We start from the raw sequence: 17,408 nt of genomic DNA, 5'->3' as shown, positions 1-17,408 counted from the left end.
GGTCGGCGCCTCTTCACATCTGAACCGGCGGGAGCCTTGTGAACAGCGATATCACCGTGGACGAGAGCTGTGTCAGCGCATTTTGGGAGCTGAGGGGGAAGCGGGAAGTCAACACGGTGATCTATCGGCTCAGTGACAGTCTGGATAGCTGCCTCGTCGAGTGCCAAGGCAATCTGACACACGACGAGTTCTTGCTGATTCTGCCCGCCGACGAACCCCGGCTTGCCGTCTACGACCTGGCCTTTGCGACGGCGGACGGAACGCGCCAGAACAGGACTGTGCTGATTTCCTGGCTGCCTGGAGCGGCCGTTCCGCAGCACGAGGCGGCCTACGGTTATGCCCATGCAGCTCTGCTGGACAGGCTGGGCGGCAGCCTGGTGTCCGTACGGGCCACTGATGTGGCGGACCTGGACTACAGCCGCCTCGTTTCCCAGGCCGGCTGATGCCGCGGGCGGTATGCCCGGGCGAGGACCGCTCGGCGTACCTGATGGACCCGGTCGGGCAGCGGGCGGTCGAGGGCGGCGGCCAGGGTCATTGCACCTCTCTCGTGGAACGCGTGGAGGGGCCCTGGCGCCATTGGCGCCAGGGCCCCGAAGGAACTGCTACACCATCTGCCGGCCCTGGTACTTGGCCGGCCTTCAGTTTCCGCAGACCCGACCGAGATGCTGTCGGGGGTGCGGGGATCGCGGTTGCTCGACCGGAGACCACCTCACTATCGATGTCCTGCGGTACCCGGGCTCAGCCATTCCGCCCGGGCGATCCTGATGGCGCGAGATTCCTCCGTTCTTTCCCTCTGGGATCAATCACTTACCAAGCGGACTGCGTACTGCTGTGATGCGAACTGCTCGGTGGCCTGCGACAGCGCCACTCTTCGGCAGCCAGCCCCGTCGCCCGTCATGCGTCTGCTCTGGCTCGGAACCCCACTGCCGAACGTCCCGGCACGCGCGCCCGCAGCCGACGCCATCCGACAGCTAGCGAGGGGACCCGCGCCTTTAGGCGTGGGGGGAATCGCTTCTCAAGGCTGCTCTGACCTCAACTGTGCGCACGGATCTGCACTGTTGGCCTCAGCTGGATGCGTGGCGCCTGTGTAATGGCTGGCATGACCGTGACGCGGAAGGTTCGTCGGTATTCCGGCGGCGTGTACGACTTGGGGCTGCACGTGGTGTGGTGCCCGAAGTACCGCCGTCGGGTTCTCGGCGGCCGGGTCGCGGTCCGACTGCGTGAGCTGATCGAAGCGAAGGCGGTGGAGAAGGGCTGGGAGATCATCGCCCTGGAGGTGATGCCCGATCACGTGCACCTGTTCGTCATGCACGAGCCGAAGGCGTTCGCGTCGTACGTGGCGAACCAGTTCAAGGGGTTCACTTCCCGTGTGCTGCGGGACGAGTTTCCGCACTTGAAGTCGCAGATGCCGACCCTGTGGTCTTCGTCGTTCTTCGTCGCCTTGGTCGGCGCGGTCAGCGCGGACACGGTGGAGAAGTACATCGACACCCAGTGGGAACGCCCCTGGACCAAAAAGCAGAAGGAACAGGAGGAGGGCGGCAGTGCACCGCGCGTATAAATTCCTCCTCCGGCCCACTGTGCGCCAGGAGCAGGCGCTGGGCGAGATGCTGCGGGATCACTGCTCGCTTTACAACGGGGCGCTGCAGGAGCGCCGTGACGCCTATCGGCACGTCTCGAAGACGGGCATCAAGTACGGCGATCAGTCTGCCCAGCTGAAGGACATCCGGGCGTTCGACCTTGAGCGTCAGGGACGCTGGTCTTTCTCCTCCCAGCAGGCCACGCTGCGCCGTCTGGACAGGGCGATGCAGGCGTTCTTTCGCCGCGTCAAGGCCGGCGAGAAGCCGGGCTACCCCCGCTTCCGGGGCGTGAACTGGTTCGACACCGTTCAGTTCCCGAAGGACGGCGACGGGTGCCGCTGGGACTCCACCCCCCACGACCCGGTCACCCGCGTCCGGCTGCAGGGTGTCGGGCACATCCGCGTGCACCAGCACCGAGCGGTCAGGGGCCGGGTCAAGACCGTTGGCGTCAAGCGCGAGGGTCGGCAGTGGTACATAGTCCTGGCCTGCGACGAGGTCCCCGCCGAACCCCTCCCGGCCACGGGCACGGTGACCGGCATCGACATGGGCGTCGCCCACTTCCTCACCACGTCCCAGGGCGAGCACATCGCCAACCCCCGCCACGGCAAGCGCAACGCCGCAGCCCTGGCCAACGCCCAGCGCACCCTCAAGACGTTCCCGCGAACGAAGCGGGACAACCGCACGGCCAGGCACCGCCGGGCCGTGGAGAAAGTCGCCCAACTGCACCGCAAGGTCAAACGGCAGCGCGCTGACCACGCACACAAGACCGCGCTCGCACTGGTCCGCACCTACGACACGATCGCCCACGAACGCCTCAGCATCGCGAACATGGTCCGCGCACCCAAGCCCGAGCCCGACCCCCGAAACCCCGGCACGTTCCTCCCGAACGGCGCCGCGGCGAAGGCCGGGCTGAACAGGAGCATCCACGACGCGGGTTGGGGGGTGTTCCTGGGCATCCTCGCGCACAAGGCTGAAAGCGCCGGTCGTCGACTGATCCCCGTGGACCCCCGCAACACCTCCCGCACCTGCCCCGCATGCGGGCACGTGTCCGGCCAGAACCGCGTCACACAGGAGAAGTTCGAGTGCGTGAAGTGCGGGCACACCGCCAACGCCGATCAAGTCGGTGCGCTGAACGTTGCTATCAGGGCCGGGCTGGTCCTTCCCGACGTGGCCTAGCCACCGACAGGAGAAGCCCCCGGATTTATCCGGGGGAGGAGTCACATCCAGGCGATCTCTTGTCTACTCTGGTCAACATAGATTTTAGCGAGTCCAGTAGTGAGGTAATCGGCTTCGAGTGGCGACCGTGCGCCGCGCGCCGGGCACCCCTGCGCATCGGTGCCAACGGCGCTGACGGGCGTGCCCCCGGAAGTGGCGGCGGCCCGCGTGCTGTCGGATGCTGGGCTGGACGGAGCGCGCCCCGCCCCCCTGATCCAGCTTTCCCCGGTGCCTTGCAGCCCAAGGGACGTGTGGGCTACTTGCCGGGGGCAGGACCTGCGCAGCCAGGTCCGAACCGTATGCCGTCAGCTCCTGGACCAGCTGTGCTGCGTGTTTTGAGCAGGAACCTACGGATACCCAGACGCCTGCTGATGCTCTTCGACGATGTATGCAGGAGGTCCGCGTGATTGTCACGCCCCCCGAGTTGCCTGAGCACCTGCGCACCCCGCAACTGCGCACGGCGGATCTGTTCGCCGGCTTCGTCGAGCGCGAGGCCCCGGGCGTGCCGCTGCCGGGCCGCTCGACGGCCCGCCGCTTCGCCGTCCTCATGGCCCTGGGGCGGCGGGACCTGTCGCTTGCACGGCTCGCCGAGGGGCACCTGGACGCTGCGGCGATCCTGCATGAACTGGACCACCGCCTGCCCGGCGAAGGGGAGCGGTGGGGGGTGTGGGCCGCGCGCCCGCCGGGTCCCGGCACGCATGCGACGCGCACCGATCGGGGGTGGACGCTCAGCGGCGTGAAGCCCTACTGCTCCGGGGCCCACGCCTGCACCCACGCTCTGGTGGGCGCGGACGCCGAGGACGGCTACCGTCTGTTCGCCGTCGCGCTGGACCAGCCGGGCGCGGAGCCGGTGGAAGGGACGTGGCCGGCGATCGGTATGGCCGGGAGCGACAGCCTGGAGATGTCCTTCACGGATGTGCCCGCGAAGGCCGTCGGTGGGGTGGAGGGCTATCTGGAGCGGCCCGGTTTCCAGCACGGGGGTATCGGTGTGGCGGCCTGCTGGCTGGGCGGTGCCCACGCCGTCGCTGCGCCGCTGTACGAGCGAGGACGGTTGAACGCGCACGCGGCCGCCCATCTCGGAGCGGTGGATGTGCTGCTGCACACGGCCGACACAATGCTGCGGCAAGCGGGTGAGGACATCGACGCCGATCCTCTCGACGCACGCGACGAAGCGCGGGTGCGCAGTCTGCGCGTGCGGGCCCTCGTCGAAAAGATGTGCACCGAGGTACTGGACCACGTGGGGCGTGCCACGGGCGCCGGGCCTTTGTGCCACGACGAACGGCACGCTCGCGCGGTGGCGGACCTGACGGTCTACCTGCGCCAGCACCACGCGGAGGCGGACCTGGCCGAACTCGGCCGCCTGGTGACGGCGGACCCGGCGGAGGCGACACGATGAGCCCGTCGAAGACCGCTGACGCTGCGAGAGCGGCCGCCGCTGCGGCGATTGACTCGCCGGGCACCGACGAGGCGGAGTGGCAGGCGGCACGACTGCCGGACCATCTGCCCCACCTGGTGCTTCCGCCAGGTCCCGTTGTCGTCGTGGCGGCTCACCCGGACGACGAGGTTCTGGGATTCGGCGGTGCGATGGCCACCCTCCTCGACGCCGCTGTGGCGGTCCACACGGTGTGCCTGAGCGACGGGGAAGCATCCCACGGCCCTGCGTCGCCGTCGGCCCGGGAACAGTTGGCCGCCCGCCGCCGCGGCGAACTGGCCGCAGCGCTGGGCGAGCTCGGGGACCTGCCTGCCCCTGTGCATGCAGCTCTGCCCGACACCGGCCTCGACGAGCACGAGACCCGGGCGCAAGCCGTGATCGGCGAGGTGCTGGACGCCGTCGGGGCTGCGGTGTGTGTGGCGCCGTGGGTGGGTGACCTGCACAGTGACCACGAGGCCGCCGGTCGAGCCGCCGAACGTGCAGGCCACGACCGCTCCACGCCGGTGTGGTTCTACCCCGTGTGGATGTGGCACTGGGCTCGTCCGTACGACGACCGTGTGCCGTGGAACCGGGCCTGTGTTCTTCCTCTGGCCCAAACGGCGGCCGACCGTAAGAAGGCAGCGCTGTCACGGTTCACCAGCCAACTGGAGCCCCGCGGCTGCGGCGTCGGGCCGGTGTTGCCGGCGCAGGAGATCGCCCACCACACCCGCACCTTCGAGACGGTGCTGCGTTGAACACCCCCGCCCGCTACTTCGACGACCAGTACGCCCGCGCCGTCGACCCGTGGCATCTCGGGGAGCGGTGGTACGACCGCCGCAAGTACAACCTCACCATGGCGGCCCTGCCCCGCCCCCGCTACCTGCGGGCCTTCGAGCCGGGCTGCTCGGTGGGCGTACTGACCGAACTCCTGGCCGCCCGATGCGATCAGCTGCTCTCCACCGACCGCATCGCCGCGGCCGTCGAAGCCACGACTCGACGCACCTCCGCCTTGGACCACGTCACCGTGAGACGGATGACCGTGCCAGAGCAGTGGCCCCAGGATTCCTTCGATCTGATCGTGCTGTCGGAACTCCTCTACTACTTCGATCCCCGCACCCGTACACGGCTGCTCGAACGGAGTGCGAAGAGCCTGGGGGAGGGCGGTCACCTGGTCACGGTGCACTGGAACCACCCGGTGGCCGAGCACACCTGCACAGGCCGCGACATCGCCGACCGCCTGGACACCCTGACGAGCCTGAGCCACCTCGCCCGCTACGACGATCCGGACTTCACCCTCACCGTCCACGAACACCGGCCAGGTCCGGGCCAGGCGCTCTCCCCGGCCCGCGCGGAAGGTCTGGCGTGACCCCCGCGGCCCTCGCTGTCGTCATCCCGGCACACAACGAGGAACACCGCATACATGCCTGTATGCGCAGCGTGCACGGGGCCGTAGAGCACGTGGCGCCGATGCCCGTCGTGATCGTGGTGGCGGCGGATGCCTGCACGGACGCCACAGCGACTCTGGCCGCCCGCGGCGGAGCCCACGTCGTCAATACCCCGAACCGCAATGTCGGAGCCGCACGGGCGGCCGGCATCGACCACGCCCTGAAGCTGCTGGCAGATGCCGGCCCGGACGTATGGCTGGCCATGACCGACGCCGACACCACCGTGCCGGCCCCGTGGCTCACCCACCAGGTCGCCTGGGCGCGGCGGGGCTACGACGCCGTTCTGGGCACCATCCGCCTCGCCCCCATCACGGCCGGCGCCCCTCATGTGGCCTGTCACGACGCCGACTACTTCCGCACCCGTCCGTTCAAGGAGACGGAGGCGATGTGGGAGCACCCGCACGTCCACGGAGCGAACCTGGGCGTGTCCGCCGCCGCCTACCTGCGGGTGGGCGGCTTCGCACCCCTGCCTACCGGCGAAGACCGCGACCTCGCGGTCCGGCTGTTCGCGGCGGGCTACCGGATCGCCCGTACCGACCGGCATGCCGTGCACACTGCGGCCCGCCTGTGCGGGCGGGCTCCCGGCGGGCTCGCGGATCTCCTCGCCTCCCTGCATCCCGCACCGCACGGCCTCGATTCCGTCCGTCACCGCGGCCCTGAACGGCTGGACCCGGTGAACCCGGCCTGACACCAGGTACCCAAAGACGCGCAGCCCGGCGAGGCGGGAGGGCTGCCTGGTCCGGATGAGGCTGCGGTGGTTGTGTCCTTCGATCACGGGTACCGGGAGTGGGCAAACCGTACGAGAACAGGAGACAAGGCTATGCCTTCCGAGGTCACCCCCGCCCCCCGCTACACCGTCCCGGGCCTCACCGTGCAGGACGCCGGCTCGCTCATCGAGGTGCTCCAGCAGCGCCTGCATGCCCTCAACGATCTCCACCTCACGCTCAAGCACATCCACTGGAACGTGGTCGGCCCGCACTTCATCGCCGTGCACGAAATGCTCGACCCACAGGTCGACCGTGTTCGCGCCATGGCAGACGACGTCGCCGAACGCCTCGCCGCACTGGGGGGCATCGCCCACGGCACCCCGGGCGTGCTGGTCGAAGAGCGCACCTGGAAGGACTACAGCGTCGGCCGCGCCGACGCCATCGCCCACCTCGGCGCACTCGACCTCGTCTACACCGGACTGATCGAGGACCTGCGCGCCGCGGTCAAGACAGTGGGGGAGATCGACCCGGTCACCGAGGACCTGCTGATCGAGCAACTGCGCGACCTGGAGCAGTTCCAGTGGTTCGTCCGGGCGCATCTGGAGACCGCAGGCGGCACGCTCACCACGGCCGGTGCCACTACCGAGACGGAAGCCGCCCAGCAGGCCATGGAGCATTGAATCCTCCCCCAGCTGAAGCAGGGGGATTCCTGGCTCACGCTGCCTACGGGTCAGCGACCCGACAGGTCTTCCGCGATCAACACCAGCCGGGTTGAAACCAGCCCGGTTTGATACAGCAAAGCGTGGAAGTGCATGTGCTGTCTTGGTTCTCGATCAGCACGGTGTGCGGGCTTGGTTCTTGCACCGCACGGCGTGCAGCGTACCCCGACGGCGTTTCGCCCTGGGGGCGAAATCCCGTCGTTTCCAGCCCTGCTCCGCAGGAATCCGATTCCTCCCCGGCTGAAGGCCGAGGCATCCTCGGAGGAACCCGGTGACATCGACAGCAGAGGCGGCGTGAACGGTTGCGGCCGGATCACCTGAGCGGGATCCGGAGCGCGACTGCGATATGCCCCACCCGGTACGAGGAAGGCGCATCACCATGTCCGACAAGCCGTTCAACGGGCACCGTGTCCTGGTACTCGTGACCAACTACGGAGTCGAGCAGGACGAGTTGCTCGTGCCGGTCCGCCGGCTAGGGGATGACGGCGCGGACGTCACCATCGCCGCCGTGACTCCCGAGCCCATCCAGACGCTGGTGGGCGACCGGGACCCCGGCGAGGCGGTGGAGCCCACCACCACGCTCGAGACAGTGGATCCGGGCGCGCACCAACTGCTGCTGATCCCCGGCGGCACGATCAACGCCGACCAACTCCGCCTGCAACCCAAGGCCCTTGAAACGATCCGGGCGTTCGCGGCGTCGGGTCGCCCGATCGCAGCGATCTGCCACGGACCCTGGGCCCTGGTGGAAGCCGATGTCCTGCGGGACAAGACCCTGACCTCCTATCCTTCAGTGCGCACCGATGCCCGCAACGCAGGTGCCAAGGACTGGGTCGACGAACCTGTCGTCAGCGACAGCGCAAACGGCTACACCCTGGTCACGTCCCGGACGCCGAAGGATCTCGACGATTTCCTTAACGCCGTCAGCGAGGCCCTGGTCGGCTCCTGAGGATCGCGCGTTGTGCGCAGGCCCTCCCTTCGGGGGCGAGCGCGGTGCGCGTGTGGAGCGTGCCGGGACACTCGCCCACACGTACTGGCCCGCTCTTGAGCACGTTGCGATGCCATCGGTGTCGCGCGCGGGTGTCCGACTTCTAGGTGGACTGGGCCGGGTCTCGCTGTCGGGTGGCGGGCGAGGGGTCCTCTCGGGCCATGTGGGCCTGGACTGGTTGAACAGTGTGTGCTGTAGGGCGGCGATGGCCTCGCTCCGGTGTGCTGCTGCTCCGCCCGTCTGACACCTCTGCGACAGGGGCCATCGGCACACGGGCGAGGGAACCGGCTGGGGGAGCGTCACGGTGGAGGATCGGCGTTCACGCCCGGGAGACCTACCTGCGAGCTTGGCGTGCGCGGGAGGTCACGACCGGCCCCGCGGCTCATCGCGGACCTGGCTCTACGGGATCGCGACCAATGTGTGCTTGGCCGCCTTGGAAGCCCGCCGCCGCTGGCCCTGCCGGCCGGGACGGTGGCCGAGCGCCTGCCGCTCGTCCCGCGGGCCATGGGGGCGAGGCCGCGCCCACGGGGTTCTGTGTCGAGTGGGACGCCCTAGCGAATCTGGTCGGCCGCCCACGCGGCCCACTCGCGGCGCATTGCGTTGAAGCGGAGGCCGTACTCCAGGGCGATCTTGCCGTTCACCGACAGCGGGTCGTCGCCCCAGTCGATGGAGTCGGCCAGTTGATGCAAGGCCTCGTGCTCCTGCTCCGAGAGCTCCATGAGCTCGGTGAGGTAGCTCCGTGCTTGGTCGGGTGTGATCACGTTGAGGAAGAAGACCCGAAGCAGGATGTCGCTGCGGGTGTGGCGTTGGGGCTTGATCTCCGTCAGCCAGTGGCGCAGTTCCGCCAGGCCCTCGTCGGTGAGGGTGTACTCCTTACGGCCGCGCGGGCCCTGGGCCGAGACGCTGATGAGGCCGTTGTCGGCGAGCTTGGACAACTCCGTGTACATCTGGCTCTGCGTGGCGGGCCAGACGTTGGCCAAAGAGGTCTCGAAGCGCTTCAGCAGGTCGTAGCCGCTGGCGGGGTGCTCTGACAGGAGTCCGAGGAGGGCGTGTCGAAGGCTCATGTCGTCAGCTTACCTTCCACTATTGACATGTCGATGCTGGAACTTCTAAGTTTGACGTGTCAGAATAGGAATGTCAGCAATTCCGGGGGCCTTCAATGTCGTACGTACGCACCTTCCTCCCATGGATCGTCTTCGCGGTGGTCCCCTCAGCCCAGTGGCAGTGGGGGGCGCTCGCCGCTCTGCTGGTGGCGGTGGCGGTGATCGCCCAGCAGCGGCGCGCAGGAGTCGGCTTCGACGCGCTGATCATGGAAACCGGCTCGGCCGTCTTCTTCGCGGTCCTGGCGGTCGTCGCCTTCGCAGACCCCCATTCGGCCGCCCACGCCTACTCGGCGGTGTTCTCCTCGGCCACCCTGGCTCTCATCGCCGGGGCCTCGCTGCTGATGGGCAAGCCGTTCACGCTGGGTATCGCCAAGCGGACCACGCCACCCGAGGTCTGGAGTCTCAAGCCCTTCATCCGGGTCAACGTGGTCATCACCACCGTATGGACCGCCGCTTTCGCCGTCACGGCCGGCGCCCTCGCGGTCCTCGCCCACGCCGACCAGGGCCACTCCACGACGGCGACACTCGTCCAGGTGCTCGGCTTCGTCGTCCCCGTCCTGTTCACCGTGCGCTACGTCGCCGCCGCCCAGGCCAAGGCGAGGGGCTAGTTGTATTGCCCTGTGAGGTTGGGGACGCGGCCGGCGGGTGGTTGGCCTTTCAGCGCGGTGTGTCCGCGGTGGTGATTGTAGGTCTGCAGCCACTGCGGGTAGGCGTCGCGTCGTTCGGTCTCGGTGCGGTAGGGGCGGGCGTAGGCCCACTCGTCCAGCAGGATGCGGTTGAAGCGCTCGACCTTCCCGTGCGTTTACGGCCGGTAGGGCGGGTTCGCTTGTGGGTGATCCCGGCTGCGGCGAGGGCATCGCGCCAGTCGCGTGAGCGGTAGTAGGAGCCGTTGTCGGTCAGCACCCGCTGGACGGTGATCCCGACCTGGGCTGGGCCCGGTCCCAGAAGGCGGTTGTCCGCTCATCGTGTTGGGCGACGGTGTGCGCAGCCGAAGTTCCCGATTGCCGACATGCTCGGGGCCCTGAGCTGCCCGCCGGAGGACGGCCGGCACTGTCCGGCCTGCCGCACCGGCCTGCGCTGGTATCCGGTTGTGGGGGAGGGATACCGGCGCTGCGCGAGATGTTCTTCCGGCGCCGCCGGTGCAGTAGGTGGCCCGACCCCGAATGCGTGGTGCGGGACCGGGCTGAGGCTGAAAGCCCTTGACCGGCAGTGGAAAGCGGGCTCTCAGCGGTCGCGCATCGGGTGGGCACCTGCACGCGATCTCTATGGGAAACGACTCTCTTCTGCGGCAGAAACGGAACTCCTGGTCGGCGGCAGTCCGGGAGCAGCGGTCGCTGGCATGTAGGTGGTCGGTCCCGCATGGTGAGGCTCTTACCATGGCCCGCATGATCACCGGTGATGCCCAGGAGCCCGAGCGAGCACGAGAAGGTGTGTCCCGCGACACCACTGAGGCTGAATGCATACCTGTCACCCTTGCGCGTGGCGAATACCGCGAGGGCGAGCCGCCTGTCGGATCACAAGATGACGATGCACGGGAGAGCGCCAACCCGGTTGCCGCTCTGGTGGAGCGTGCGTCCGACCTGGCCGAACCGATCAAGCCGAGGCTGCGTGGCTGGCTGCACGCAGGAATGGTCCCCGCCTCACTCATCGCAGGCATCGTGCTCATCTGTCTGGCCCGCACCCCAAAGGCGACCGTGGCGTGCGCCGTGTACTCGGTCACCGCCTGGCTGCTGTTCGCAACGAGCGCCGTCTACCACCGCGGCACCTGGGGGCCGCGCGGCGAGGCGATCCTGCGGCGTCTCGACCACGCCAACATCTTCCTCATCATCGCCGGCACCTGCACGCCCCTCGCGGTGGATCTCCTCCCGCCGGACCGGCGGGCCGTACTGCTGTGGATCGTGTGGGCGGGAGCCCTGGCCGGCATTGCCTTCCGGGTCTTCTGGGTCGGGGCTCCGCGTTGGCTGTACACCCCGTGGCCCTGGGGTGGGCACCGGTGCGGTACCTGCCCGACTTCCTGCACACCGGCGGAGTGGCCGTACTCGTCCTGGTCGTGGCCGGCGGGCTTCTCTACAGCGCGGGCGGAGTCGTCTACGCCCTTAAGCGCCCCGACCCCTCGCCCCGCTGGTTCGGCTTCCACGAGGTGTTCCACGCCCTGACCGTGGCAGCCTTCGCCGCGCACTACCTTGCCATCTCCCTGGCGTCTACTGACCCCAGCGCTTGCAAAAAATCTGTTCTGGCTGGAGTAGACATTGGGAGATCGTCTGGCTATGGTTTCTCTCGTAGTCAGAGATCAGCAGGGCCCGGCAGACACGGACTGCCGGGCGGCGGTACAGGTAGTTGCAGTTGGTAGGGCGGTGCGGTGGTGGAGTTCCGAAGCCAGAGTTGTCGTAGGACGGCGACGGGGCTGACGACCGGACCGGGTGGCCCGCAGTGATCAGGGGCCGCCGTGAGTAGGACCGCAGTTGAAGTACCTGTAGGTGCAGTTCGCGGTATCCAGCAGTGAAGTTTGTGAGTGGTACCTCGGTGAAGGCGTCGGCTGCGGGCGCGCGCACCGGGAGGTTCGGCAGTGGGGTTCTAAGCCGGAGCAGTAGTCGCAGGACGGGCGACGGGGCTGGCTGCCGAAGAGTGGCGCTGGGAGAGGCCACTGAGCGGTTCGCATCACCAGCAGTACGCAGTAGAGCAGTACCAGCAGTTGATTGATCCCAGAGGGAAAGAACGGAGGAATCTCGCGCCATCAGGATCGCCCGGGCGGAATGGCTGAGCCCGGGTACCGCAGGACATCGATAGTGAGGTGGTCTCCGGTCGAGCAACCGCGATCCCCGCACCCCCGACAGCATCTCGGTCGGGTCTGCGGAAACTGAAGGCCGGCCAAGTACCAGGGCCGGCAGATGGTGTAGCAGTTCCTTCGGGGCCCTGGCGCCAATGGCGCCAGGGCCCCTCCACGCGTTCCACGAGAGAGGTGCAATGACAGCAGACGACTCGTACGGTCGGCTCGACGACGACGACTACCCCGCCTACACCATGGGCCGGGCCGCCGAACTCCTCGGCACCACCCAGGGCTTCCTCCGCGCCATCGGCGAAGCCCGCCTCATCACCCCACTCCGTTCCGCGGGCGGACACCGCCGCTACTCCCGCTACCAGCTGCGCATCGCCGCCCGCGCCCGCGAACTCGTCGACCAGGGCACCCCCGTCGAGGCCGCCTGCCGCATCGTCATCCTCGAAGACCAACTCGAAGAAGCCCAGCAACTGAACGCCTCATACCGCCGCGAGACCGGAACGGCAGACCCGACAGCTGCTGTCTAAGACGGCTTGGACCGGCACCTCGGGCTCGCGGTCCGGTCTCAGCTCGGGCTCGGCAGATACACCGACGCTTGGACCGAGCCCGATGGGCAGTCATGAGAGAAGACGGAATTTTGCTGACCACGCGCCCGGAGCCCCGTGGGGCTGGATCGACCGCGGCCAGGTTCCACCGCGCGTGGGCGACCCGGATCAGGAACCGGGCCCCGTGGATGGGAAAGGCATGACCGAGTGGAAAGGCCCCGGCTTCGAATCCGTCCTCGCCGTGGCCCGCCAGGCCGGCAGGCTCGCTGAACTCCTCGACGTCCTGTGGGAGCAGGACCGCAACGAGGGCCCGCCTCCTTACGTTTCTGTCTCCCAGTTGCGCGTGATGTACCTCGTCGACCGCGAGAACGGGTTCCCCATGCGGGCGCTCACCCGGCGCCTGGGTGCATCGCCGCCGTCGGTCTCCCGTCTGGTCGACCGTCTCCAGGCTCTTGGCTTCGTGGAACGCCGACCGTGCCCCGACAGCCGCCGCGAAGTCATGCTGGGTCTGACGCCCGCCGGCCGTATACACCTGGCCCGGGTCCGCGAGCGGCGCGACCAGCTTCTCCTCCACGCGCTCCGCAGCATGCCCGGCCAGCAGCGTGCCGCACTGGCCGGAGGCCTTGCCGCACTGCAGCACGCGCTGGTCCTGCCACATGGCGGAGAGGACGTCCCCTGTCCGGACGGGAGCCTAGGTGGGCCACGCAACCCACGGCAGGGAATCGCGCCACCCTGGACGCCTGAAGGCCCAGTTCTGGAGCACACGGGCCACGATTTCGTGGCCGTGCAGATCGAAGGGTCCGTCCACCCGCGCCTGGAAGTGAAAGTCCGGTCCGCCTTCCCGGAATTCGACCTGACAGCTCATGTCGTCGTTGAGACGGACTTGCATGTAGTGCTGGCCCGCAGGTTCCGCGTTCAGCCGGTCAACGATCACGAAGCGGTGGCGCAGATTCATCTCGCTCAGTAGATCGAACAGTGCTTCCTCGGAAGGATCTTCCCAAGAGTCTCCGCTCCAGGTCCTCGCTCGCAGCACCGGCTTCCCCATGGGACGACCCTAGCGATGTTGATGCACTTGCGGGAGTGCGGCGTGGACGGTGACTGTGCCGGGCCCGTTCGTGACGCAGGCGGTTGCCGGGTTCAGACGGAGAACCCGGTGGTCTTCCGCGGCGTCACCCGGACGATGAGCCGGAGCACCTCTTCCGGCTCGGTCGGTGGGTCCTCGCCGAGGTACTTCTGCGAGAGCTCGCGAGGCAGCGACTTGTCCGGGTCCTCGATCAGTTCGGCGGTGCCGCGGATGTCTACGGACCGGTACGGGTTCTCGGTGTCGAAGACGGTGAGGCTGACGCGTGGGTCCCGGGCGAGGTTGCGTGCTTTCTGGCGCCCGGCCGTGGTGGAGAACAGCACCTCGTCTCCGTCCCGTGCGATCCAGACCACCGAGGTCTGCGGCCCGCCGTCCGGGTTCAGTGTCGCGACGGTGGCGAAGTTCCTGCCGTCCAGCAGCTTGCGCGTCTCCTCGTTGAACGTCACTGACACGGTCTCACCTTCCTGTTGGCATGCGTGAGTTCACTGCTTGCGCAGAACAGATGCGAGGGCTGATTCCTTCCCGCCGCGCTCACCGCCCGAGGCCGTCGGCGGAGTGGTCCAGGCGGGCCTGCCTCCTCGCCTGGGCGACGAGGGCCGGGGGCATCTCCGTCGAGAGGAAGCACGGCCGCGTCATGCGCCTGTTGGCCATCGGTGCGGCGTGGAAGGCGTAGCAGGACGAGGGCCGCATCCCCAAGGGTGCGTTCATGCCGGGCATCGACCGATCAACGCCCAGCAGGGCAAGTCGCTGCACGCGGAGCCGATCGCTCAACAGATGGTCGAGGACCGGGTACGGCCGCGCGGGGCGTTCGTAGACCTGGAGAACGAATGGGCGACGTGGCAGCCCAGCGACGATGATTCGCCGGGCCGTTTCGACGGCTCGTGCGTCCTCGTGCACGGCCTGATCCCGGAGCGATCGTGCACGCGCTGATACCGACGTCGCCGCAGCCGGGCCACTACGGGCGGGGCGCGCTGTCGTCGGGGCCCGCCGGAGTGTACGGGCGGGGCATCGCGAAGCAGCCCAGGGAGGCGGCGACTTGCAGGTCACGCCCTGGTGGACCACGTCCGCCTGGGACGCGGCCATCGCGATGGTCCGATCGCCTCGTGCGGTCTCACGGCCTGCAGCCGCCGCGGCGTCACACCTGACGCCGACCCACAGCACCCCCAGTTCACCCACGGCTCTTCCGTCAACGCTGCTGTGAGTTCGGTCCGCCGGGTCGGTTGCCCCGGTGGCTCACTGTGTGCGGACTCCCGGCCTTCCCGGCCTCGGCGATCGACCGACCGGATGAAGTTGTCCCATGCGCTGTCGGCACGGAGCCGAGCTGCGGAATGTGTGCGGGTTTGTGTTCTTACGATGCCGCCAGGAGCGCCCCGCCAGAAAGTCACCGGCGAGTAGGGCCCGTGCGAGTCGGCCCCGTGCGATGCGGGCCTGTCCGACTCGGCTTCTTCGACTCCAGAAACGGCGGAATGCATGAGACCGATGATTAGTGGTGGCCGGCTCCGGACCTGGTCCGCTGCTGGTGCGACACTTGTGGTTCTGGCGGGGGCGGCAGCCGCCGGCCCCCCGGCGGCGGCGCACGACGACGACCTCGGGCCCGCCATCGAGGCGATCATGCACAAGCCCGAATACAAGCACGCGCAGTGGGGCGTGTTGGAGACGGACCCGGAGACCGGCCGGGTGATCCACTCCCAGTTCCCGAACCAGTTCTTCGTCCCCGGCTCGACGGTCAAACTGGTCACCATCTCGACCGCCTGGCACACCCTCGGCCCCAACCACCGCTTCACCACTCCCGTGATGGCGACCGGCACCCGCACCGGGTCGACGCTGCACGGGAACCTGGCACTGGTCGCCCAGGGCGACCTGACCATGGGCGGGCGTACCAAGCCCGACGGGTCCGTCGACTACACCGACATCGACCACACCGAGGCCGCACTCCCCGGCGCGGCCCTCACCCCGGAGAACCCGCTCGCCGGCATCAACAAGATCGCCCGGCAGATCCGCGACGCGGGCATCACCAGGGTCGACGGCAACGTCATCATCGACCCCCGTCTGTTCACCCCTCCCGCGCTGAGCCCGCAGCCCACCCCGCTGATCCTCAACGACAACCTGATCGACCTGCTGACGACCCCGACCAAACCGGGGCAGCCGGCCAAGCTGTTCTGGCGCCCGCAGGTCTCCCCGTACCACGTCACCTCCACCGTCAAGACGGTCTCCAGCGGGGGGACCACCTCCGTCAACGTGACCGCCTCGCCCGACGGCACCCAGATCCACCTCTCCGGCACCATCGCCGCCGGTTCACAGCCGCTGCTGCGGGTCTCCAACATCAAGGACCCCAACGCCTTCGGACGTACCGCGCTGATCGAGGCCCTCGCCCGCGTCGGTGTCACCGTCACCGCGCCGCCCACCGGCCCCAACCCGCAGAAACAGCTGCCTGCCTCCTACCGCAACACCCCCCGCGTCGCCGCGTACGTCTCCCCGCCCTACAGCCAGTACGCCAAGCTGATCCTCAAGGTCAGCCACAACCTCGGCGCCAACCTGGCCCTGTGCAACATGGCCGTCGCACGCGGGAGCAAGAACTGCTTCGACGCGTTCCCGATCGAGCACGACTTCCTCACCGACGTCGCGCAGATCGACCCGAAACAGTTCCAGCTCGCCGACGGGCGTGGCGGCGTGCCGGCCGAGCGGGTCACCCCGAACGGTCTCGTCGAGCTCCTCACCTACTGGCTGCACACCCCCGACGCCAAGGCCTTCCGGAAGTTGCTCCCGATCCTCGGCGTCGACGGCTCGAACGGGATCTCCTGCACCACCAACTGTCCGGCCAAGGGCAAGGTCTTCGCCAAGCCCGGCACGATCATCGGTGACGACGACCTGAACCAGGAGCTCGCGGCCACAGCGCAGAACGAGGCGGGCTATCTGCAGACCGACGACGGCCGTCTGCTGACCTTCTTCGTCGGCGTCAACGGCGCCGCCACCGAGAACCTCGACAGTTTCATCAGCATCTTCAACGACGTCAACCAGATCACCGCCCTCCTCCAGGAGCAGGCCTCGGCACACGCATAGCGCTCCGCCGGCACCGCCGCACCGCCGCCCGGAGTACCAGGGGCCGTTTCGAAAGCGAGGCGACACCTGTGCTGTGCACACTCCGGCGGTCGGTGCGGCGCCCGGGCACCGGCGATGCCCCCGCCGGGCAGTACGGCCGGCAGGCGAGTCAACCGCCGGCGGCGGGGGATCGCTGCACGCCCTGCCGCCGACGGGTCCTACGCGCCGAAGCCGCGCCCGCATCTCGCGCAGCCGACGGCCTGGCGGCGCCGACCACGAACGCGACCGCCATGCCCGCCGACCTTCTCCACCGTGCTTCGGGACAGCCGACGGCCAGTGCTGAACTGGAGGCGTGCCGCACGGCCCCGTACACTCGGCGGCTGCCTCCGTGTCCGACGCGAGGCGCCGACAGGAAGGACGCGTCGCTCGTGTTCCAGGAAGCCCCGATCTACACACAGCTCATCGCGGAGCGCGGTGATGTGCCGGCGCAGGTGCGCGGTGAGGCCGAGCGGATCGGCAGGGACCTTCAGCGGGTGATGCTCCCCTTGCAGGTTTCCGCTCAGCCCGCGCCCGAGCGCGCATGGCCCAGCGCGCCTGCCAGCCTGGCACTCCCAGCCGGTGCGCAGCCGAGCTGACCGGCACCCGGGGACCGTGCGTCCGGCGGATGGTCGCCGTGTAGAGGTCGGGCGGGGGATCGCCCACGAATCGGCGGAGCCGGAGGCCCCCTGAACTTCCACGCAGACCGCGCGCGCCGGGGACGGTGTGACTCCTCCCCCCGGATAAATCCGGGGGGCTTCTCCTGTCG

17 protein-coding genes and 3 pseudogenes are annotated in these 17,408 nt (G+C 68.6%); 15 read left to right on the top strand and 5 right to left on the bottom strand.

Features of this window, described 5'->3' with window-relative positions:
• Positions 1–38: 38 nt before the first annotated feature.
• The 9 genes from OG788_RS01095 to OG788_RS01055 all read left to right on the top strand — a co-directional run bounded on the left by OG788_RS01095 (position 39) and on the right by OG788_RS01055 (position 8,020).
• Entirely contained in the window at positions 39–443 is a 405-nt protein-coding gene (locus OG788_RS01095; protein ID WP_406368505.1) for a hypothetical protein, read from the top strand.
• Positions 444–1,099: 656 nt separating this feature from the next.
• Positions 1,100–1,558, top strand: coding sequence for an IS200/IS605 family transposase (tnpA, locus tag OG788_RS01090; protein WP_406368503.1), 459 nt, complete (start codon positions 1,100–1,102; stop codon positions 1,556–1,558).
• Positions 1,542–2,753, top strand: a complete 1,212-nt coding sequence (locus OG788_RS01085; protein ID WP_406368502.1) for an RNA-guided endonuclease InsQ/TnpB family protein — start codon at positions 1,542–1,544, stop codon at positions 2,751–2,753. Before tnpA ends, OG788_RS01085 begins: the two co-directional genes overlap by 17 nt.
• A 442-nt stretch (positions 2,754–3,195) precedes the next feature.
• Positions 3,196–4,188, top strand: coding sequence for an acyl-CoA dehydrogenase (locus tag OG788_RS01080; protein WP_406368500.1), 993 nt, complete (start codon positions 3,196–3,198; stop codon positions 4,186–4,188).
• Complete coding sequence (locus OG788_RS01075) at positions 4,185–4,958, top strand: PIG-L deacetylase family protein (RefSeq protein ID WP_406368499.1); 774 nt, start codon at positions 4,185–4,187, stop codon at positions 4,956–4,958. The genes OG788_RS01080 and OG788_RS01075 overlap by 4 nt, the downstream gene beginning before the upstream one ends.
• A complete protein-coding gene (locus tag OG788_RS01070; protein ID WP_406368497.1) occupies positions 4,955–5,569 on the top strand; it encodes an SAM-dependent methyltransferase in 615 nt (204 codons plus the stop codon). The genes OG788_RS01075 and OG788_RS01070 overlap by 4 nt, the downstream gene beginning before the upstream one ends.
• A complete protein-coding gene (locus OG788_RS01065) occupies positions 5,566–6,336 on the top strand; it encodes a glycosyltransferase (protein WP_406368496.1) in 771 nt (256 codons plus the stop codon). Before OG788_RS01070 ends, OG788_RS01065 begins: the two co-directional genes overlap by 4 nt.
• Before the next feature lie 132 nt (positions 6,337–6,468).
• Positions 6,469–7,035: a Dps family protein gene (locus OG788_RS01060; RefSeq protein ID WP_406368494.1), complete on the top strand. Its 567-nt coding sequence runs from the start codon at positions 6,469–6,471 to the stop codon at positions 7,033–7,035.
• 418 nt (positions 7,036–7,453) lie between these two features.
• Positions 7,454–8,020, top strand: a complete 567-nt coding sequence (locus OG788_RS01055; RefSeq protein WP_406368492.1) for a DJ-1/PfpI family protein — start codon at positions 7,454–7,456, stop codon at positions 8,018–8,020.
• A gap of 590 nt (positions 8,021–8,610) precedes the next feature.
• Here OG788_RS01055 and OG788_RS01050 read toward each other — a convergent pair.
• Positions 8,611–9,123 (bottom strand): PadR family transcriptional regulator, encoded by a 513-nt coding sequence (locus OG788_RS01050; RefSeq protein ID WP_406368491.1) that lies wholly within the window; start codon positions 9,121–9,123, stop codon positions 8,611–8,613.
• Positions 9,124–9,218: 95 nt separating this feature from the next.
• On the opposite strand from OG788_RS01050, the gene OG788_RS01045 reads away from it, so the two are divergent.
• Positions 9,219–9,770 (top strand): hypothetical protein, encoded by a 552-nt coding sequence (locus tag OG788_RS01045; RefSeq protein WP_406368489.1) that lies wholly within the window; start codon positions 9,219–9,221, stop codon positions 9,768–9,770.
• On the opposite strand, the pseudogene OG788_RS01040 reads toward OG788_RS01045, so the two are convergent.
• Positions 9,767–10,092: pseudogene (locus OG788_RS01040) on the bottom strand (integrase core domain-containing protein); the annotation flags it as partial. The gene OG788_RS01045 and the pseudogene OG788_RS01040 overlap by 4 nt on opposite strands.
• 455 nt (positions 10,093–10,547) lie before the next feature.
• Here OG788_RS01040 and OG788_RS01035 point away from each other — a divergent pair.
• The 3 genes and pseudogenes from OG788_RS01035 to OG788_RS01025 all read left to right on the top strand — a co-directional run.
• Positions 10,548–11,368 (top strand): annotated as a pseudogene (locus OG788_RS01035) (hemolysin III family protein); the annotation flags it as partial.
• Positions 11,369–12,126: 758 nt separating this feature from the next.
• Complete coding sequence (locus OG788_RS01030) at positions 12,127–12,465, top strand: MerR family transcriptional regulator (RefSeq protein WP_406368488.1); 339 nt, start codon at positions 12,127–12,129, stop codon at positions 12,463–12,465.
• Between the two features lie 172 nt (positions 12,466–12,637).
• The gene (locus OG788_RS01025) at positions 12,638–13,450 is read left to right on the top strand and encodes a MarR family winged helix-turn-helix transcriptional regulator (protein WP_406368486.1); all 813 of its coding nucleotides are present in this window, start codon (positions 12,638–12,640) and stop codon (positions 13,448–13,450) included.
• 170 nt (positions 13,451–13,620) lie between these two features.
• On the opposite strand, the gene OG788_RS01020 is transcribed toward OG788_RS01025, so the two are convergent.
• The 3 genes and pseudogenes from OG788_RS01020 to OG788_RS01010 all read right to left on the bottom strand — a co-directional run.
• Positions 13,621–14,016 carry a PPOX class F420-dependent oxidoreductase gene (locus OG788_RS01020; RefSeq protein WP_406368485.1) on the bottom strand — a complete coding sequence of 132 codons (396 nt, stop codon included), beginning with the start codon at positions 14,014–14,016 and terminating at the stop codon, positions 13,621–13,623.
• A gap of 79 nt (positions 14,017–14,095) precedes the next feature.
• Entirely contained in the window at positions 14,096–14,272 is a 177-nt protein-coding gene (locus OG788_RS01015) for a hypothetical protein (protein WP_406377031.1), read from the bottom strand.
• A 336-nt stretch (positions 14,273–14,608) separates the two neighbouring features.
• Positions 14,609–14,740, bottom strand: a pseudogene (locus OG788_RS01010) (chloramphenicol phosphotransferase); the annotation flags it as partial.
• A gap of 294 nt (positions 14,741–15,034) precedes the next feature.
• Here OG788_RS01010 and dacB point away from each other — a divergent pair.
• A complete protein-coding gene (gene dacB / locus OG788_RS01005; protein ID WP_406368483.1) occupies positions 15,035–16,624 on the top strand; it encodes a D-alanyl-D-alanine carboxypeptidase/D-alanyl-D-alanine-endopeptidase in 1,590 nt (529 codons plus the stop codon).
• 407 nt (positions 16,625–17,031) lie between these two features.
• Positions 17,032–17,238 (top strand): hypothetical protein, encoded by a 207-nt coding sequence (locus OG788_RS01000; RefSeq protein ID WP_406368482.1) that lies wholly within the window; start codon positions 17,032–17,034, stop codon positions 17,236–17,238.
• The last annotated feature ends 170 nt before the right edge of the window (positions 17,239–17,408 follow it).

Source organism: Streptomyces sp. NBC_00647 (assembly GCF_045207245.1).
In the GTDB taxonomy this organism is placed as follows: Bacteria; Actinomycetota; Actinomycetes; order Streptomycetales; family Streptomycetaceae; genus Streptomyces.
This window is presented reverse-complemented; position numbering and strand designations above follow the sequence as displayed.